Source organism: Pontibacter sp. LHS2, assembly GCF_058932845.1.
Genome location: NZ_JBZYWG010000004.1, coordinates 388,698 through 406,548, shown reverse-complemented (window position 1 = coordinate 406,548; position 17,851 = coordinate 388,698). Strand labels below are relative to the sequence as shown.

At 51.0% G+C, this 17,851-nt stretch carries 14 protein-coding genes; 3 read left to right on the top strand and 11 right to left on the bottom strand.

The features are described 5' to 3' along the window. Window positions 1-5: 5 nt before the first annotated feature. The 4 genes from AC5FX6_RS19685 to AC5FX6_RS19670 form a co-directional block, all read right to left on the bottom strand. Complete coding sequence (locus AC5FX6_RS19685; RefSeq protein ID WP_493598669.1) at window positions 6-1,313, bottom strand: cystathionine gamma-synthase family protein; 1,308 nt, start codon at window positions 1,311-1,313, stop codon at window positions 6-8. Between the two features lies 1 nt (window position 1,314). Further along, window positions 1,315-2,082: a tRNA pseudouridine(38-40) synthase TruA gene (truA, locus tag AC5FX6_RS19680; RefSeq protein ID WP_493598668.1), complete on the bottom strand. Its 768-nt coding sequence runs from the start codon at window positions 2,080-2,082 to the stop codon at window positions 1,315-1,317. A gap of 67 nt (window positions 2,083-2,149) precedes the next feature. Next, complete coding sequence (locus AC5FX6_RS19675) at window positions 2,150-2,695, bottom strand: GAF domain-containing protein (protein WP_493598667.1); 546 nt, start codon at window positions 2,693-2,695, stop codon at window positions 2,150-2,152. 175 nt (window positions 2,696-2,870) lie between these two features. Next, entirely contained in the window at window positions 2,871-4,070 is a 1,200-nt protein-coding gene (locus tag AC5FX6_RS19670; protein ID WP_493598666.1) for a thiolase family protein, read from the bottom strand. 64 nt (window positions 4,071-4,134) lie between these two features. Between AC5FX6_RS19670 and AC5FX6_RS19665 the strand changes: the two genes are divergently transcribed. Beyond that, entirely contained in the window at window positions 4,135-4,632 is a 498-nt protein-coding gene (locus tag AC5FX6_RS19665; RefSeq protein ID WP_493598665.1) for a DUF4293 domain-containing protein, read from the top strand. A gap of 105 nt (window positions 4,633-4,737) precedes the next feature. On the opposite strand, the gene AC5FX6_RS19660 is transcribed toward AC5FX6_RS19665, so the two are convergent. The 3 genes from AC5FX6_RS19660 to AC5FX6_RS19650 all read right to left on the bottom strand — a co-directional run bounded on the left by AC5FX6_RS19660 (window position 4,738) and on the right by AC5FX6_RS19650 (window position 10,710). Further along, on the bottom strand, window positions 4,738-6,078 hold the full coding sequence (locus AC5FX6_RS19660; RefSeq protein WP_493598664.1) for a PepSY-associated TM helix domain-containing protein: 1,341 nt from the start codon (window positions 6,076-6,078) through the stop codon (window positions 4,738-4,740). A gap of 75 nt (window positions 6,079-6,153) precedes the next feature. Further along, a complete protein-coding gene (locus tag AC5FX6_RS19655) occupies window positions 6,154-7,671 on the bottom strand; it encodes a SusD/RagB family nutrient-binding outer membrane lipoprotein (RefSeq protein ID WP_493598663.1) in 1,518 nt (505 codons plus the stop codon). Between the two features lie 27 nt (window positions 7,672-7,698). Then, entirely contained in the window at window positions 7,699-10,710 is a 3,012-nt protein-coding gene (locus AC5FX6_RS19650; protein ID WP_493598662.1) for a SusC/RagA family TonB-linked outer membrane protein, read from the bottom strand. Window positions 10,711-10,927: 217 nt separating this feature from the next. On the opposite strand from AC5FX6_RS19650, the gene AC5FX6_RS19645 reads away from it, so the two are divergent. Next, window positions 10,928-11,920 carry a helix-turn-helix domain-containing protein gene (locus AC5FX6_RS19645; protein WP_493598661.1) on the top strand — a complete coding sequence of 331 codons (993 nt, stop codon included), beginning with the start codon at window positions 10,928-10,930 and terminating at the stop codon, window positions 11,918-11,920. Between the two features lie 173 nt (window positions 11,921-12,093). On the opposite strand, the gene AC5FX6_RS19640 is transcribed toward AC5FX6_RS19645, so the two are convergent. The 3 genes from AC5FX6_RS19640 to AC5FX6_RS19630 all read right to left on the bottom strand — a co-directional run bounded on the left by AC5FX6_RS19640 (window position 12,094) and on the right by AC5FX6_RS19630 (window position 15,031). Further along, the gene (locus tag AC5FX6_RS19640; protein ID WP_493598660.1) at window positions 12,094-12,825 is read right to left on the bottom strand and encodes a proline and serine-rich protein 1 family protein; all 732 of its coding nucleotides are present in this window, start codon (window positions 12,823-12,825) and stop codon (window positions 12,094-12,096) included. Window positions 12,826-12,993: 168 nt separating this feature from the next. Continuing rightward, window positions 12,994-13,692, bottom strand: coding sequence for an outer membrane beta-barrel protein (locus AC5FX6_RS19635; protein WP_493598659.1), 699 nt, complete (start codon window positions 13,690-13,692; stop codon window positions 12,994-12,996). A 169-nt stretch (window positions 13,693-13,861) separates the two neighbouring features. Then, window positions 13,862-15,031 (bottom strand): AIR synthase related protein, encoded by a 1,170-nt coding sequence (locus AC5FX6_RS19630; protein WP_493598658.1) that lies wholly within the window; start codon window positions 15,029-15,031, stop codon window positions 13,862-13,864. Window positions 15,032-15,255: 224 nt separating this feature from the next. Here AC5FX6_RS19630 and AC5FX6_RS19625 point away from each other — a divergent pair, with 224 nt between their 5' ends. Continuing rightward, window positions 15,256-15,804, top strand: a complete 549-nt coding sequence (locus AC5FX6_RS19625; protein WP_493598657.1) for a hypothetical protein — start codon at window positions 15,256-15,258, stop codon at window positions 15,802-15,804. A gap of 97 nt (window positions 15,805-15,901) precedes the next feature. Here the strand turns inward: AC5FX6_RS19625 and AC5FX6_RS19620 are convergent, their stop codons facing one another. Then, entirely contained in the window at window positions 15,902-17,848 is a 1,947-nt protein-coding gene (locus AC5FX6_RS19620) for a CHU_0125 family OmpA-like outer membrane integrity protein (protein WP_493598656.1), read from the bottom strand. Between the last annotated feature and the right edge of the window lie 3 nt (window positions 17,849-17,851).

Below are 17,851 nucleotides of genomic sequence, written 5' to 3'. Positions count from 1 at the left end.
GATACCTACACTTCTGCTTCCACAGGTATAGCTACTTTCTCCAGTGCTTGCGCAATATCAGATATGATATCCTCCGGATGCTCCACACCTACCGAGATGCGAATCATACCTTCGCCTATACCCATCACTGCTCGGTCGGCCAGGCAAATGTCGGAGTGTGTCATGGAAGCCGGGTGCTCAGCCAGTGACTCGGTACCGCCAAGGCTCACGGCCAGCTTAATAAGCCTCAGGTTATTCAGGAACGTGAAGGCTTCTTTCTCACCGCCTTTGATATCGAAGGAGATCATAGAACCTGCCGCCTTGCACTGTTTGTCATAGATGGCTTGCTGCTGCGGATTGTCCTGCAGGTAGCCTAAGAAGTAAATCTTATCTACTTTCGGGTGCTCTTTCAGGTAGGCGGCGACTACTTCAGCGCCGCGTGCCTGGCATTCCATGCGTATTTTCAAAGTTTCTAAGCTGCGCATCAGCATCCAACCGGTCCACGGACTCGCCATGGAACCCATGAACGTACGCATGCCTTTCACTTGCTTCATCAGATCAGCAGGACCGGCGCAGGCACCCGCAATCAGGTCGGAGTGGCCGCCGATGTACTTGGTCGCAGAGTATAAAACAAGGTCAGCACCGTGCTTAAGCGGATGCGAGAACACAGGACCCAGGAAAGTGTTGTCCACGGCTACCACTACCTTTTTGTCTGCAGTGGAGTGCTTCTTTGCCATAGCGGAGCAAGCTTCAATATCGACCAGGTGATTGGTCGGGTTGGCTGGGGTCTCGAGGTATACCATGGCCAGTTTGTCGGCCATACCTGATTCCTCTAGCATTTGCTCCACTTCCTCTATTGGGGTGTTGGCACGGAAGCCCATGCTTTTCACGCCGAACTTTGGCAGAATGTTTTTAATGTAGTAATCCGAGCCGCCATAGATAGGCTCGCTGTGCAGAATCAGGTCGCCTGGCTTGAGTAAGGCCAAAAGTGTGGTGCTGATAGCGGCCATACCGCTAGCGAACACGGCCGCTTCTTCGGCGCCGTCCCAAAAGCGGAGGCGGTTTTCGAGGATTTCGAGGTCCGGGTTGTTCAGGCGGCTGTAGATCAGGCCAAGCTGCTCTTCAGCGTGCTTTTCGCGGAGGCCGTACGCTAGTTCAAAAAAGGCCTTGCCCTCTTCTGCGTTCTTAAAAACGAAGGTAGATGTTTGATAGATCGGTGCCTTCACAGCCATTTCTGACCACTCGGGGTTGTAGCCGTAGCTCATCATTAAGCTTTCGGGGCGAAGGTGCTTGCCGTTTAGATGGGGACCGTTCTGGTCTTCTGGTAATTGCATGCTATAAAGGGTTTGTTTTGGGTGATATCTTGAAAATATGTTCCGGATACGTCACCTTGGCCAGGTATAACCCCTCGGAAGGAGCCGCTCCACTCGCCTTGCTTCGGTCCTGACTAGCCACAATCCGCTCGAAATCCACAATGGAGAGCTTGCCGCGACCTACATCCAGCAAGGTTCCTACCACCAGTCGCACCATCCCTCTCAGGAAGCGATTTGCCCGGATCGTGAACATCAGCTCGTCGCCTTGCCGTTGCCACACTGCTTCGTATATGTTGCAGCGGTAGTGCTTGGTATCGCCTTTGACTTTGCTAAAGGTCGTAAAATCCTCGTAACGAAGCAAAACCGCAGCCGCTTCGTTCATCTTCTCCACATCCACAGAACGCGGCAGGTAGGTAGCATAATACCGTGTGAAAGGGTCTTTGGCTAGGGTGATGTGGTAATGGTAGGTCCGCTCAAAGGCATCGAAGCGGGCATGGGCCTCGTCCGTGACCAGGTATAGGTTTTTCGCCACGATATCGTCGGGCAGCAGGCGGTTGAAGCGGTAGACCATGTGCTCTAAGTCCAGCTCCTGCTCCGCATCAAAATGCACGAATTGCTGGCTTGCATGCACACCCGTATCGGTGCGGCCACTGCCTGTCGTGCTGATAGGCTGCCGCAGCACTTTGCTCAAACAATCTTCCAATACTTCTTGTACCGAGAGTGCGTTGGGCTGCGTTTGCCAGCCATGAAAACGGGTGCCGTCGTAAGCGATTTCTAGAAAGTAGCGCATGAAGCAAAGGTAAAAAATAAACCCGCAAGCACTGTGGTACTTGCGGGTTTCAATGTGTAGCTCTTAGCTAGTCTTTAACTGTGGCTTCTACCTGCACTTTGCGTTTCAAGTAGCGCAGTTCTATTTCATCCATCACAATGGAGGCCAGTTGACCAAGTACTTTCTGATCTGCTTCCGAAAACTCGCGTGGCTGCTTGTCTACGACGCAAAGCGTGCCCAAATTGTATCCGTCGGATGTTCTTAGCGGAGCACCGGCATAAAAGCGAAGGCCGAAATTACCTGTCACCAATGGATTAGCCAACAAACAAGGTTCATTTACGGCATCCGGAAACACAGTAGGACCATCATTGAGAATCGCAAGCGAGCAAAGGCTAATTCCACGGCTCACATTCTCCACACCTTCCATACCCACGTTGGCTTTAAACCATACGCGCTCCGAATCCACCAAAGCAACCAGGGCGATGGGTACATTGAACATGCGGGCAGCCATAGCTGCAATGTGATTAAAGGCACCCTCCGGTGGCGTGTCCAATATTTCGTACTCCTGCAATTTCAGCAGTCTTTCCTCTTCGTTCTGAGGAATCAGGTTCACCCCAATAAAGGTGTTCTTCATAATCTTTCCCGTCTATGTATACTCTCACGTAAAGCGTGTAGACTATAACTTTCCAAAACGGTTAACCGTTCCAGCTGCCTTGCTTTATGTTGACACTTTTAGTCCACATAATTCTCAACGCACCATACCTTTCTAAACGCCAACAAGTTAAGCAGCAAATCGGGTAGATCATTTTTTACAGCTTTTCGTAGATCACGGCTGCTCCTTGCCCTACACCTACGCACATGGTGGCCAAACCGTAGCGCACATTGTCGCGCCGCTGCATTTCATGTAGCAAGGTGGCCGAGATGCGGGTACCACTGGCGCCAAGCGGGTGACCAATGGCAATAGAGCCGCCGTTCACGTTCACAATGTCCGGATTGATGCCCAGTTCCTGCACGCAAGGTATAGCTTGTGCTGCAAAAGCCTCGTTTATCTCTGCCAGACCAATGTCGTTGATGGTGAGTCCGGCACGCTTCAGTGCTTTCAGGGTAGCGGGCACAGGGCCCATGCCCATGTATGCCGGCTCTACGCCTGCCACTGCCGCCGAAACAATGCGTGCCATCGGCTTTAAGTTGAAGCGCTTTACTATCTCTTCGCTTACCACCAATGAAGCGGCTGCCCCATCATTAATACCGGAGGCATTACCTGCCGTCACGGTGCCGCCTTTTTTGAAGGCGGCACCCAGTGTGCCTAGTTTCTCCACGGAAGAAAGGCGCGGGTGCTCGTCGGTGTCGAAGATAATCGGGTCGCCTTTGCGCTGCGGAACAGGTATAGGAATGATTTCGTCTTTGAACTTACCTGCCTCAGCTGCCGCCTTATACTTGAGCTGTGAACTGTAGGCAAACTCGTCCTGCGCTTCACGTGAAACACCGTAGCGCTCGGCCACGTTCTCGGCCGTCTCGCCCATGCTGTAAGGGTAGTGCAATGAAGAAAGCTGGTTGTTCACAAAGCGCCAGCCAATGGTCGTGTCATAAATTTCAGGGGTGCGGGCAAAAGCCGTTTCAGCTTTGGCCATTACGAAAGGTGCACGCGTCATGCTTTCCACACCACCGGCCAGGTATACATCGCCATCGCCACTCTTAATGGCACGGCCTGCATCCATAATGGACTGCAAACCCGAAGCGCAAAGGCGGTTGACAGTCACGCCGCCAATCTCAGCCGGAAGGCCTGCTAACAGAAGCGCCATGCGGGCCACATTACGGTTATCTTCGCCGGCCTGGTTGGCTGCGCCCATCACCACGTCCTCAATCAGGCTCGGGTCCACCTGCGGATTGCGGGCCATTAACTCCTTCAGGATAAAGGCAGCCATGTCATCGGGACGCACGCTGCTGAGGGCACCGGTAAACTTGCCAACGGGTGTTCTGACTATATCAATTATATAAGCTGTGCTCATCAATTTTTGTTTTACAGGTCTTTGTCTAATTTTGCATCTCTTTGCAAGTTAAATTAACCCCTTTATGATACAAAGAATTCAAACCGTATTTCTGGCGCTCATCGTGATTGCCATGATCTCTTTGCTGTTTTTGCCGCTCTGGTCTAAAGTAGATGCCGTATCTGGCGAAGAAGTAGTATTGACCGCCTGGAACCTGTTTTTTCAGTCAGTGAACGAACAAGGTGAAGCAGTGCAGACCGGTGCACAGACTGGCACGAGCACGATCGCCATTGGTATTTTGGCCATTGTGGCGGCAGGTATAGCGCTTTACGAAATCTTCCAGTATAAGAGCCGCATCACCCAGATGAAGTTTGGCCTGATCAACACCCTGGTGCTGGTGGCACTGTTCGGTACGTCATTTTACTATGCCAACTATGTAGGCAACGTGATGGTTTCTGGCAACGAAGGCAACTACGAGGCTGGCTTCTATATGCCGGTGCTGGCGCTACTGCTCAATGCACTTGCTAACCGCTTCATCAAGAAAGACGAAGACCTGGTTCGCTCTGTAGACAGACTGCGCTAAGGTATAGCAACAACTAACAAAAAAGGCTTCCCCTGACCGGGGAAGCCTTTTTTGCTTTTCAGGTATAGTTTCAATCGCTTGCTATACCTGAGATATCGGTTTCTGCTAAGCTGCTGCTCTTCTAGCCACAGGCACAGTACCGCGCTTTGACTTTTTGCGCAGCTTGTTTATCCAGATGATCGTGCCGGTTACAGGCAAACTGGTGGCTACCAAGCAAGCGATGAAGTATAGGATCTTAGAGAAGGTGCCGTATACATTACCCACGTGCAGTGGCTTAATGGACGATGTGATCTTTTCGTTGAAAGCCTTGTCTGCGAATATATCGGCCTTGAGCACTTCGCCGCTGTACTGGTCAAGCTGCAGTCTGTCTGATGCTGCCGGTGCGAAAAAACCTACTTTGTTCTTATTAACTGAAACTGTAGCGGCTGAGTCAGTTGACAGTGAAATGCGGTAGTCGCCTTCGTAAGGAAGCACCTGGTCGGCTGACTTTACATAGTCTGCAATCGTCAGGGTAGCAGCCTGCGACAGGTCAGCTGGCACCTTTGAGAAGAGTGGTTCTTCTTTGCGGTCTTTCTGCTGCTCTACGCCCAGTACCTTGAAAAAGCCCTCTTTGTACCACTCAAATGACCAGGTAAGGCCTGTGAGTGACATAATCAAAAGCAGGAAAGACGAGTAGAAACCAAGCGAGTTATGCAGGTCGTGGTTGATGCGCTTCCAGTTGCCGCTCCACTTGATCTTAAGGCCCTGTCTCCAGTTCCTTACTTTCTGTGGGAACCAGATTACCAGACCACTGATAATGATCAGCGTGAAGATAACTGTTGCCCAGCCTACGATCGGACGGCCAACTTCTGTATCGAGTAACAACCAGCGGTGCAGGCGGAACATCGACATAAAAAACTCTGAGGCAGGACCATCAGTTGTGCCCAGTACCGCACCAGTATAGGGATTCACTAAGTAATTGGTACCACGCCCACCTCCTGGGCCTCCTTTACCTCCCGGCCCACCACCAGCAGGACCGCCTTTCGCTACAGCGCCTTCAGGGCCTTTTTTGCCTTCGGCAGCTTTTCCGCTATTGCCTTTCTCGCCACCTTTTCCTTCACCACGACCTCTGCCTTCGCCCTCTTTCTTTTCCTCTTTCTTCACATTCAAGGTATAGCTACGGCTGGCATCGGCAGGTATGGTGATAGCGCTTACCTTACCGCCTGTTTCGGCCGCCACTTTCGCTATGATCGCCTCAGCTGCCAGGGGCGTTGCGCCTTCCGCTGCCTGTACCGTAAACTTTTCGGGCTCCAGCATTTCCTGTATCTCTGAGCTGAAGGTATAGATCGTGCCGCTCAAGCAGACTACAAACAGAATAATACCGCTCGCTATACCCATCCACAGGTGGAGGTCATTGAACAGCTTGCGCGCCTTTTGCCAGGTCGATGGTTGTTGATTCTTTTTCATGATGAGAGTTTAGCTAAAAACCTCCTCCGCTTCTGGAGCGAAGGAGGGTAGGTACTATTTCTATTTTCAATCTATTTACTTATTCCAAAACACTCTCGAGCGGAAAGGATCGATGGCACCCTGCTTCGCTATTTCCTCGCTGTTGGTGTATACCTCCGACTGGCGGTAGGTCAGTCGGCGCGGTCTGAAATCAGGGTCGGCAGACGGACTTTGCAACGACTGCGGAAGTTTGCTCAGGTAGTTCAGTCTTCTGTAGTCATTCCAGATTTCGATGCTGCTGATGCTGTTCAGGGCCAACCACTTCTGCTCGATGATGCGCTCTATTTTATTCGATGCCAAAGCAAAGTTAACAGATGGTTGCGCATTGTAAACAGTAAATTCGGAGGCAGGCACATTCATGTATTTGAAAGACTCTTTGATGGCTTCCTCATAAAGCAGCTGCGCACCGGTCAGCCAGCCTCTTTCAGCTGCTTCGGCCTGCAGGAACAAGCTCTCAAAGGAAGACAGAAGCACAGATGGCTGCTGGGCGCTCTTCAATAAACCCGCCGGCTGGTTTCCGTTTTCATTTGGCCCCAGCAAAGCCGAGGTTTTCGCCATAGTAAAGTCTGCACTCGTCGCGCCCAGTGGCACGCCTACATAATCGCCTGCTACACTGCGGTAGAGTTTCGGCAGACGCGGGTCGTTGCGTTCCTTGTACTGCTGTACCACATAAGCTGTCGGGCGCAGGGTATTATAGCCTGTCGTAAGAGCTCCGGCCTGGTTTCGGTAGTAAGCGTCCCAGAAAGGGTTCTGCATACCTGCCGTGATCTGGTAACCCGGGTTCACCATAGCACTCTCGCCGGCACCCAGGAAGCCGCTTCCCTCCTGCTTGATCTTGGCCAGTTCGTCGTTGATGTAGCCTTCTCTACCGGCTTCAGACTGACGAAGCAGGGCTCTCAACTTAATGGTGTTGGCAAACTTCACCCAGAGTGTCAGGTTGCCTTTGAAAATAACGTCGTCGGTTACTGGCTTTTTAGACAGAGCAGTTGCGGCTTTTATATCTTGTATGCCTGCTGTGATCAGGTTGATGGCTCCTTCATATACCGCCTGTCCGTCTTCGTACTTTGGGGTCACGTTGGTGCTGCCCTGCAGTGCTTCCGAGAACGGCACGTTGTTGTAGAGGTCTACGAGGCGCATGAAATGCCAGCCTTGCATGATCTTCGTTATACCTACATACGCCAGGTCGCCGGTGGCTGCGGCACTGTTCTCGATGTCTTTGTAGTTCACCAGCGTAGTGTAGCTGTCTTCCCAGATCGGGCGGCCGTCGCGGTCAAAGGACATGGCTTCCACACCGTAAGTCTCCTCTAGTCTGAACAAAGAGGTATTGCTGGGTCCGTCAGTAGCTTTGGCCCAGTAGCCTACCCACACGGCGCCTAATTGGTTTAAGGCACCTGTTTCGAGGTTTACTGTCTTCACAAGCGCATTAGGCAGTTTTTGTTCTACCGGCACATCGACCGGAGCATTGGGGTTCACATTTGTATCCAGGAAGCTATCGCAGGCGGTAAAGGTTGTACCCGCCAATACTATCAGGAGTAGAGATAATACTTTTTTCATATCACTAAGTATGAAGGATGATGTTATTTAGAATACCACATTTACATTGAAGCCGAATGATCTGGCCGGTGGCAGGTGTCGCCAGCTCATGTAGCCTTCGCTGCTTCCACCGGCGTAAACAAACTCCGGATCGTTGTAGATGTTGTCTTTTGCCCAGATAGAGAACAGGTTGCGCCCCACAAAACCGATCGTCGCCTCTTTCACCAGATTCTGATTGTCCAGCCAGTTAGTTGGCAAGGTATAGCTCAGGCTCAACTCTCTCATTTTGAAGAAGTCGGCGCTTACGGCATAGTTTGACTGCACCGTCGCATAGTGGTTTGCCCAGTAGTTGCGATCGCCTTTGGTCTGGATCTCGGTGTTTGGTGTGAACACGCCCGGTGAGGTCTCAATCACAGAGTTCGGAATCACGAATGGTTCGCGTCCATACTGTGTGGTAAGCGGGCTGGTACCGTCTGATATCATGCGGGCAGCAGCCTCGGTGTATACCACGGCACCCATGCGCCAGTCAAACTGCGCGCCCAACTGCAGACCTTTGTACTGCAGGTTGGTGTTGAGGCCTATCTGATAAGGCGGCGTACCGGTACCTCCATAATAAAGCTCTGAACCACTCACCGGGTTTCCTGTGGCCGGGTTTACAATTATTCTGCCCTGTGGGTCGCGCTTGTAGTCGGTGAACAGGTAGCTGTTGTAAGGTTTGCCCACGATCAGGTAATTCTGACGGAAGTGGAACAGCTGATCGATGCCACCATAAATCTCCTGCACTTCACTCTTGATATGCGTCAGGTTGGCGCCTACGTTCCATACCAGGTACCCGCGCTGAATCACGTCGCCGTTCAGGTTGAGCTCGATGATCTTATTGCTTGCTTTAAAGGCATTCACCCAAGCTGAAGTGAAACCGGATCCGGCGGAAATATCAGCCAGAATGGTACCGTCTGTTGTTTTGGCATCCACATAGGCGGCCTCCAGGTTCAGGCGGTTCTGGAAGAAGCTCAGCTGCGTACCCACTTCAAAGGAGGTCACAAACTCCGGCTTCAGGTTCGGGTTGGCATCAGAGGTGCCTAGGCTAAAGCCCGGCAGGTTACCGTAAGGGAAGCCATTGCTTTGCGCATACACATTCTGCAGCTGGTATGGGTCTACTACTACGTTGCCAGTCTTGTTATAAGAAGCGTATACCTTGCCGTATGATAAGGTATTGTTGTTCTTGAGTGAAGAGATCGCATCGCTGAAAACAAAAGACGAACTCACACCCGGGTAAAAGTAGTTGCGGTTCTCAGGGCTCAACACGGACACAGCTTCCTGGCGACCGGTCAACGTCAGGAACAGGTAGTTGTTGTAGCCTGCGGTAAACTCTCCGAAGCCTGCCACTTGTCTTCTCTGGCTGATGTTGGACCTGCCACCCAGCTGCCCCAGGCGGTTGTCCTGGTTAAACAGGCCAGGTACTACCAGCGCCGAGGCGCTCAGGTTGACAGCCTTGCTATCGTCGGTGCGTACGTTGTTGCCCAACAGCAAGCGGGTACTGAACTTGCCGAAGTCTTTGTGCATGTCAAGAATGAAATCGCTGTTGATTCTTCTGAACGTCTGGGAAGCATCGTTCACGTTGCCCGGTATGTTCGTGCGGCCCGGTGTAGTGTAGGTATATTTGCCCACCGTCGTGCGAGTGTCGGTGTTACGGTTATAGAGTCCCAAACGGTAAATGGCATTGATCCAGGGAGCTATTTCGTAATTGAGCTCGATGTTTCCGGTCAGGGTCTGCTGATCGTTTACAGTGCGCTGGTTGGCAGCGTTGAAGTATGGGTTAGGCTGGTTAGTACTGAACCAGTAATTAGGGTTCACGAACAGGTTGCTTTCCCAATCTTTCAGGTCGGCGAAAGGCAGGCTCGCCGGGAGGCGGTATACCGTGGACCATGGCTCACTCTGCGTCACGTCACTCTTATTGAACACGTAGTTGACATTATAGCTGGTGCTCAGTTTTCCGAACGAGCGCGATCCGTTGAAGCGTGCGCCTGAGCGTCTGTTCTTGTCTCCTTCGATAATGCCTTTTACCAGCACATCCTGCAGCGAGAAGTAATAGGTGGATCGGTCGTCGCCGCCTGAAAAAGACAGGTCGTTCTGCGTCGTAATCCCGGTATTAAAGAAAGCCTTTCTGCCATCCGGGTTGGCGCTGTAAGGCAGCTGCCATTGGCTACCATCTGGCAGCACAGGACCAACCGGACGCATCTCCCCATCGAAACGAGGACCCCAGGACTGGTACTGCAGCGGATCGTAGATGCCGTTCAGCCCTTGCCCGAACTCTGTCTGCTGCTCCGGCAGGCGGGAGATCATTTCAAAAGTGGTGGTATTGGAGAAATTGATGCGCTGCATGCCTGCACGACCCTTCTTAGTGGTAATCATCAGTACACCATTCACACCGTCAGAACCGTATAGAGCTGCTGCGTTAGCGCCCTTGAGCACGTTGATGCTTTCGATGTCATTCGGGTTGAGGCGGTTGATGTCAGGTATAGGTACACCGTCTACTACATAGAGCGGGGCGTTATTGCCCGTGTGGGAGCGTATACCGCGCAGGTTCACCTGCACATCCGGGTCTACTTTGCTGTCGAACATGTTGACGCGTAGGCCTGACACCTTACTGGCCAGTCCAAGTATTGGGTTCACGATCTTAGCCTGATTCAGTTCAGCAGAGTTAACTTGCGCACTGGCCGTACCCAACTCACGGGCGGGCCGCTTTATACCCAAGGCACCTGTTACCACTACCTCTGACAGTTGGGTGTTGCCAGACTGAAGCTGTACCTGCATGGAGCCCGCGTCACCATTTACGGGCAGCTCACGGGAAGCAAAACCAATGTATGAGAATACCAGCACCTGCCCTTCGGCGGCTTTCAGCTTGAACTCACCTTCACTATTTGTTGTAGTAGCCTGGTTCGTATCTTTTACGCGTACTGTCACGCCTGGCAGCGCAGTGCCTGTGGTTTGTTCTACTACCTGCCCGAGTACCTGAAGCTCCTGGGCATTGGCTCCCATGGCAGTTACTAGCAAGAGCATACATAGCAGTAAATTTTTTAACATGTCTTATTGTGCTGAGGTTAACGTTTTGTTGAGGGCTCTATGAAAGATTTTTCTTTCCTTCGGGTTAAGCCGTAATATTTTGCTGTTTGCTATTTAGAAATAGTCTAAATAAATTTAACTTGCGCAAAAGTATAACCTGCTGAGCACTTCCACTTACAAGTGCGGGAATTCTTATATCATATAAGGGAAAATTATGGAGCAAGATTTAAGCACTTCCGGACCTGAGCATGCAGCTTATTATCATACCCTGTTAAGTGGTGCCAATGATACCCTGATAGAAAAGGAGCGGGCTTTCTCTAATAGAAGCTGTTGCGAAGGAAACGGCCAGCTCCGTGAGTTTTACTTTGAGGATATCTATTTCGGCTATACCCAGTGCGAGTTGAAAGGTATAAAGGTACTCACCTACCAAAACTGCCAGGACTTTGTGCAGATGCACTTTTCGCTGCGCTGCCGCTGTGCGGTTACCTCAACTACAGACAATCGCATATTTGCCCGGTTCGATCATCAGCAACACAACCTGCTGTACTTTGGCGATCAGCCTGTGCAGAAAAAGGTAGAGCCCGAGGAGCAGCTGGAAGTCATCATTATTAATCTGTCGAAGTCTTTTCTGCTACGTTACCTCAAGGATAGCTCCCCTGCCGCATTGCGGTTGCAGGAATGCCTGACTTCTCTCAAACCCGGCAAACTCTGCAAGACGAACCTCTCAATAACTCCCCGGGTTAGGACGCTCCTTTATGAATTGCTCAACTGCCCGCATGCAGGCCACTACAAGCGTATGTTTCTGGAGGCAAAAGTGGTGGAGATCCTGATGCTGCAGCTGGAGCAGGGCGAACAAGCGAGCAGCACGCCCTTGCAGTTTAAAATGAAGGAGACAGATGTTGAGAAGATGTACCATGCCCGCGACATCCTGCTGCAGAACCTGGAGGATCCGCACTCGTTGGTAGAGCTGGCTCATTTAGTGGGCACCAACGAGTATTACCTCAAAAAACACTTTAAGCAGGTGTTCGGCACTACCGTATTCGGCTACCTGAACAATTATAGAATGGAGCAGGCAAAAGAAATGCTTCTGCAAGGCGACCATAAGATAGGTGATATTGCTGCGCTGCTGGGGTATAAGTATGCCGCACACTTCACATCGGCTTTCAAGAAACATTTTGGCTACCTGCCACAGCAGATTAAAAGCTAGTCTGAGACTGGCTATACCTCCCTCTTGCTCCCTCTAGGAAAAATCTACTGCTATAAACTCGATAAGTGCATCACACGTTGATCCTGTCTATACCTTAGCAAAAAAAGAGCAGCGCAGGAAAACCCCACACTGCTCTCAACACAAACATCAACTTTTTAACTCTCTAACTTAACTCACCTTCTCCGGCTGGTATACTCCTCCAGTTCCCGCACATGGTGGTCGAACTTGAAGATATCGTATATGTAGTAGAAGCGCTCTTTGTCGCACACGTTGTCGTAAGCGAACTTGGCAAACTCCAGGCGGGTGCTCTCAAACTCGAATTGTAACAGTACATTCCGCAGGTCCTCTGACAGGATGCTGCCGTTGCGTACGGCCTCGCGGGCGATAGTAAGGCGGGTGCTCTCAAAGTCACGGCCTTTCATAGCGTCGATCAGGCGGTCCACGTCATAGCGGTCCAGGAGGTTGCGGCAGTCATTGGCAGGCTCTTCAAAGCGAGGTGGCACTGGCTCGTAGCGTGGAGGAACTGGCTCATATCGGTCAGGGTAGCGCGGCGGCACTACCACTACTGGCGGCGGACCCAGCGGTATTTCGCTGATTACGCGCAGACTTACCCTGCGGCCAGACACCCGCACAGCATAGTTTGTCTCAAAGCCGGCGCGGGCAAACACATTTATACCTGTCCTGTAAATGCCATGGCGGCCTCTAATCCTGAACTCCACATAGTGGTTGCCAGGCCGCAGGTGGGTGATGCGCACAAAATTAGAAGCCGAGCGGTTAATCACGCGTCCATCCAGCGCCATCTGGAAGAGTTCGCCCCGGTGGGTAGTAAAGGTCACGACGGTAGGTTGTGCAAAAGCCGGCAGCGCCAACAGCACAAACAGAAGCGGAAGTAGAAGCTTTTTCATGGCTTATAGGTTTTAGCGTATACTTTCGCCAAGCCAATTATTGTGCCAGTTTGTGGAACTAAAGTGCGGTAGGGTTTGTATGCGGGGATTTGTTGAATTGCAGGCATAGATATAAGAAAAAAGCACAGGCACTATACCTGTGGGTTTTAATTTAAAGACGTGCCTTATCTACAGCTGATAATTTACACCAAAAGCAAATGACTTGAAAAGGCGACGTCCCCAAGGCGAGTAAGCTTCCCAGTCATAATCAAAGGAGTTGTCGCCCATCAGATTCCTCTTAAAAAGAAACAGCTCCGTATAACCGCTGAAGCGTTTACTGATTTTGTAGTTAGTCCCCAAGCCTGCCATCAGGAAAACATTCACTCCCTTATCCTTTGAGTAAGCTGTGCTGGGCACACCATGTAGTGTTTCTGTCATGCTGCTCTTGGTGCTCCCGTAAGCTGTTATAGCTGACACCGTACCATATAAAGGAACGCGCCTGAAAGCTTTGAATAGGTCTATTTGTACTGTAACAGGTATTGAGAACACATGAGTACGGGAAGTCGCTCTATACTTTAGCGTATCAGTAGCCCGATAATTAGGCGACCACTCTGCTTTATCGCCGCTGCCTCCATAGCCTACTCCTGTTTGTACACGAACCCTGTCATTCATTTTATACCCGACGAGCAAAGAGACGGGGGTAAAATAGCCCGAAGTCAGGTGTCCCGCTGGTGAGGGATCTTTATAATAGATGTGGTAGGTAATAGTTGTTAGTCCTATACCTATATAAAATTTGCTTTCGCGCACTTTCGCTGTATCTACTTCATTGGCAAAAGCAAAAGATGGAATTAGTAAGAAAATCCATAAAAGGTTAAGGCATGTTTTCATATAGGTATAGCGCAAGAATTACATTCTTAATATATAACTATATTTTGAATGAATTAGTCTATCTCTAAATTTCACCTAGCCTATTTATAGAAACGCTAATCGTTGCCCCTATAAAACAAAAAACCACAGGCGCTATACCTGTGGTTTCTCTTCATAAGTTATACGAATTTTACCCTTCGTAATAAAACTTCCCTTTGTCGCTTTTAATCGTCAACTCATTGCGCTCACTGGCTTCTACATGACCTACAATCTGCGCTTCTACCCCAAATGACTTTGAAATATCGATCAGGCTTTGGGCATATTGCTCCGGCAGGTATATCTCGAGGCGGTGGCCCATGTTGAAAACCTTGTACATTTCTTTCCAGTCGGTGTGGCTCTGCTCCTGTATGATGCGGAACAGGGGCGGCACTGGAAAGAGGTTGTCTTTAATGATGTGTACCTTGTCAGTAAAGTGCAGCACTTTGGTCTGGGCGCCGCCACTGCAATGCACCATGCCGTGTATGTGCGGGCGGTGCTGTTCCAGAATAGCTTTCACGATCGGCGCATAGGTACGCGTCGGCGAAAGCACCAGCTTCCCTACTTCCATACCTGTCTCAGGCTCTACATCCGTCAGGCGATAATTGCCCGAGTACACCAAGTCTTTTGGCAGCTCCGGGTCATAACTCTCCGGGTAAGAAGCCGACAGGTAAGAATGGAACACATCGTGGCGGGCGGAGGTAAGGCCGTTACTACCCATGCCGCCGTTGTACTCATCTTCGTACGTGGCTTGCCCATGCGAGGCAAAACCCACGATCACATCGCCGGCTTGTATGTTGTCGTTTGAGATCACTTCGTCGCGGCGCATGCGGGCCGTCACGGTGCTGTCCACGATGATGGTACGCACCAGATCGCCCACGTCGGCTGTCTCTCCGCCGGTACTGTAAATGCCGATGCCGTTGTCGCGGAGCATCTGCAGCACCTCTTCAGTGCCGTTGATGATGGCGCCAATCACTTCGCCAGGTATAAGATTCTTGTTGCGGCCAATGGTGGAAGAAAGCAAAATGTTATCGGTGGCGCCCACACACATTAGGTCGTCGGTGTTCATCACCACGGCGTCTTGCGCTATACCTTTCCATACGCTCAGGTCGCCGGTTTCTTTCCAGTACATGTAGGCTAAGGCTGACTTTGTACCGGCACCGTCGGCGTGCATGATGGCGCAATATTCCGGGTCTCCGGTCAGGATGTCGGGGATGATCTTGCAGAATGCTTTCGGGAAAAGCCCTTTGTCTATGTTCTTAATGGCATTGTGTACGTCTTCCTTTGAGGCGGACACGCCACGGCGGAGGTATCTATTTTCCATAGTGCTTGGTCTTACTTGCTCTACAAATTTAAGAAAGGCCTTGGTATATACGGCAAAAGCAGTCCTTTAAAAAAGGGTGTAGCGGCAAAAATACTGGAGGAATGAGCTCTCTGTCACCTCACAGGCAACTAGTATACGCTGTAGGCCATTAAGGAAAACAGACGCTATACCTTGCAACCATTCCATAATATATTGACTCCTCTATATAAACAAACTTAAAACTTATGAAGAAGATACTCTTGATTTTATCCTTCAGCCTGTGCTTTGTTGGTGCAATGCAGGCGCAGGATTCGTTGCAGATAAAGCCGCAGGTAACGGCTCCCTACAAGGTAGCCATAGGTATACGCTACGCTATAGCCGGACCAACTGGCACTGACTTGGGGGTAACTGCCAAGTATTTTATTGGAAAACAATCGGCATTGGAAGCTTTCTCAAACCTGAACTTTGAATCGCGTTACTTCCTGGCTTCCCTCAGCTATATCTGGCAACCGAAACTCGCCACCTCAGATCGTTTCAGGCCTTACGCAGGTATAGGTGTTGGTCTGCTGCGGACTAATAACCCTATGCCAGGATACTATGATGGACCTGCCTCTTATACCAACCCCGTAGGCATTGCTTCTTTTGGCGTTGAATATTCTTTAAAGAAAATCCCTTTGGCCATTTCACTGGACTACAGGTCAACCTTTGTCCGCTATGGGCACTCGACGCCAGCATATGTCAACCTGAACAATTCCAGCAATATTGGCCTCGGTCTCAAGTACACCTTCCGTTAGGCTTAGCACAGGTATAAAACAGCATCGGCGACTACAGTGCAAGACTATAGTCGCCGATGCTGTTATTGGTAAGGTATAGCGCTACACCTTATACCTATTATTCCTGAATGCGCACCACCTTGAACTCGGTGCGGCGGTTGCGCTGATGCTCTTCCTCTGTCTTGGCATTGCGCACTACCGGGCGGCTCTCGCCATAGCCCCTGGCCGTAATGCGCGACTTGTCTATACCTTTCGAGATGATGTAGTTCACGGCCGACTGCGCACGACGCTGTGAAAGGTCTTGATTGTAAGCATCGTTACCGCGGGAGTCCGTGTGTGAGCTCAGCTCGATGGAGATGCGCGGATTGTCCACCAGTATCTGCACCAGCTTGTCCAGCTCCTCAGCAGCGTCTGGTCTGATGTCAGCTTTGTCAAAGTCGTAGAAGATATTCTCGAGCACGATGGCTTTCTCTTTCACTATCTCAGTCAGTAGCAGGTCAGCGGTGAGGCGCACCTCGTTTACTTCGTTTGGCAGCTGGTTCTGTGGCGGCATTTTACCCACGGTGCTCACACGCTGGCGGGCCGCGAAAAAACCTGCTTTTTCAGCGAGTAAAGAGTAAGTAGAAGCACTGTCAAGTGCAAAAGAGAACTTTCCTTCTTCATCGGCAGTGGTTTCCGCTATTTTCTGTCCGCGGTTATCCTGTAGTACTACCGGTATGTTTGGCACCACCGTCGGCTGCTTGTCTTTCTCGCGACGCTGGTATACCGTTCCGTCTACAAAGAAGTTAACCAGCTTGCGGGCTGATCTGGCAATGGCGTAGATATCGTCCCCTCCTTTGCCACCTTCACGATTAGAAGAGATATACCCTGTGAAAGCATCCTGAAAGAAGATACCAAAATCGTCGCCGCTAGAGTTAACCGGCACGCCCATGTTCACGGGCTTGCCTTCTTCTATCTTGAATACATCGAGCCCGCCCAAACCTGGTAGTCCGTCAGATGCAATGTATAAAGTACCATCCGGGCCTACATACACATAGCTCTCGTTGCCCGGTGTGTTGATGTCCGGGCCCAGGTTCTCAGGTGCCGAGAAGCGGCCGTTGTCATCGATGGTTGATTTGTAAATGTCATTACCACCTAGTCCGCCACGGCGGTCAGATGAAAAGTAGAGCGTTCTGCCATCAGGTGAGAAAGCCGGAGATGAATCCCATGCACGCGGGTCATTTATGCTCAGCAATTTCGGCTCGGTCCAGGCGTTGGAGCGGTAGAACGAAATGAACAGGTCCACGTTACGACGGCCTTTCTTGGTGCCTTCGTTGCCACGTGCAAATACCATTGTGTTACCTTCGTCAGCAAACGTAGCCAGCGCTTCGTGCAGATCATCGGTGTTTATACCTTCCAGCTTACGCACTGCAGCGCCCATATTGGCCGAGTCGCCCAGCGTCGTGGCATACAGGTTGATAAAGCCTTCGCCATTGCCCTGGTACGTTTTGCCCGGTCCGCGTGTAGACGAGAAAACCAGTTCGTTGCCGCGCACAAAAGGGGCAAAGTCAGAGCCTTCTGTATTCAGTGCTTCCAGGTTGTAGATCTCAAAGCCTGTGTTCTTCTTCAGGATGCCGCTTAACTGGCTCAGGGTTTCCACTTCGCGCAGAGCCAGTGTTTTGAGCTCCTGCTTGCTGCCGATGCGGGCGTAGTCCTGCATCTGACCCAAAGCGGCTTCGTACTTGCCATTGGCCTTCAGTGCCATGCCGTAATAGAAGAAGCCCTCCTCCTTGCGGTAGTTGTTGTCAAGTGCGGCTTTGTAGTAAGTCTCAGCCTCGGCCAGTCGGTTCGACAAGCGGTAGGCCTCAGCTATACGGTAGTTGATCTCGCCAACATTATTCGCCCCTTTCAGCGCCTGCTTGTAGTACTCGATGGCCCGCTCATACTGCTCTTCTTCGAAGCGCTTATCAGCCTTACTGAGGTACATGCCTGCCCCACAGGAGCTAAGCACCACTGCCAGCAGCAGAATGGCTGCTGTAAACTTCAGGTATTGGGCCACTGACTTGGTCGATAGCGTTTGCTGCATGAG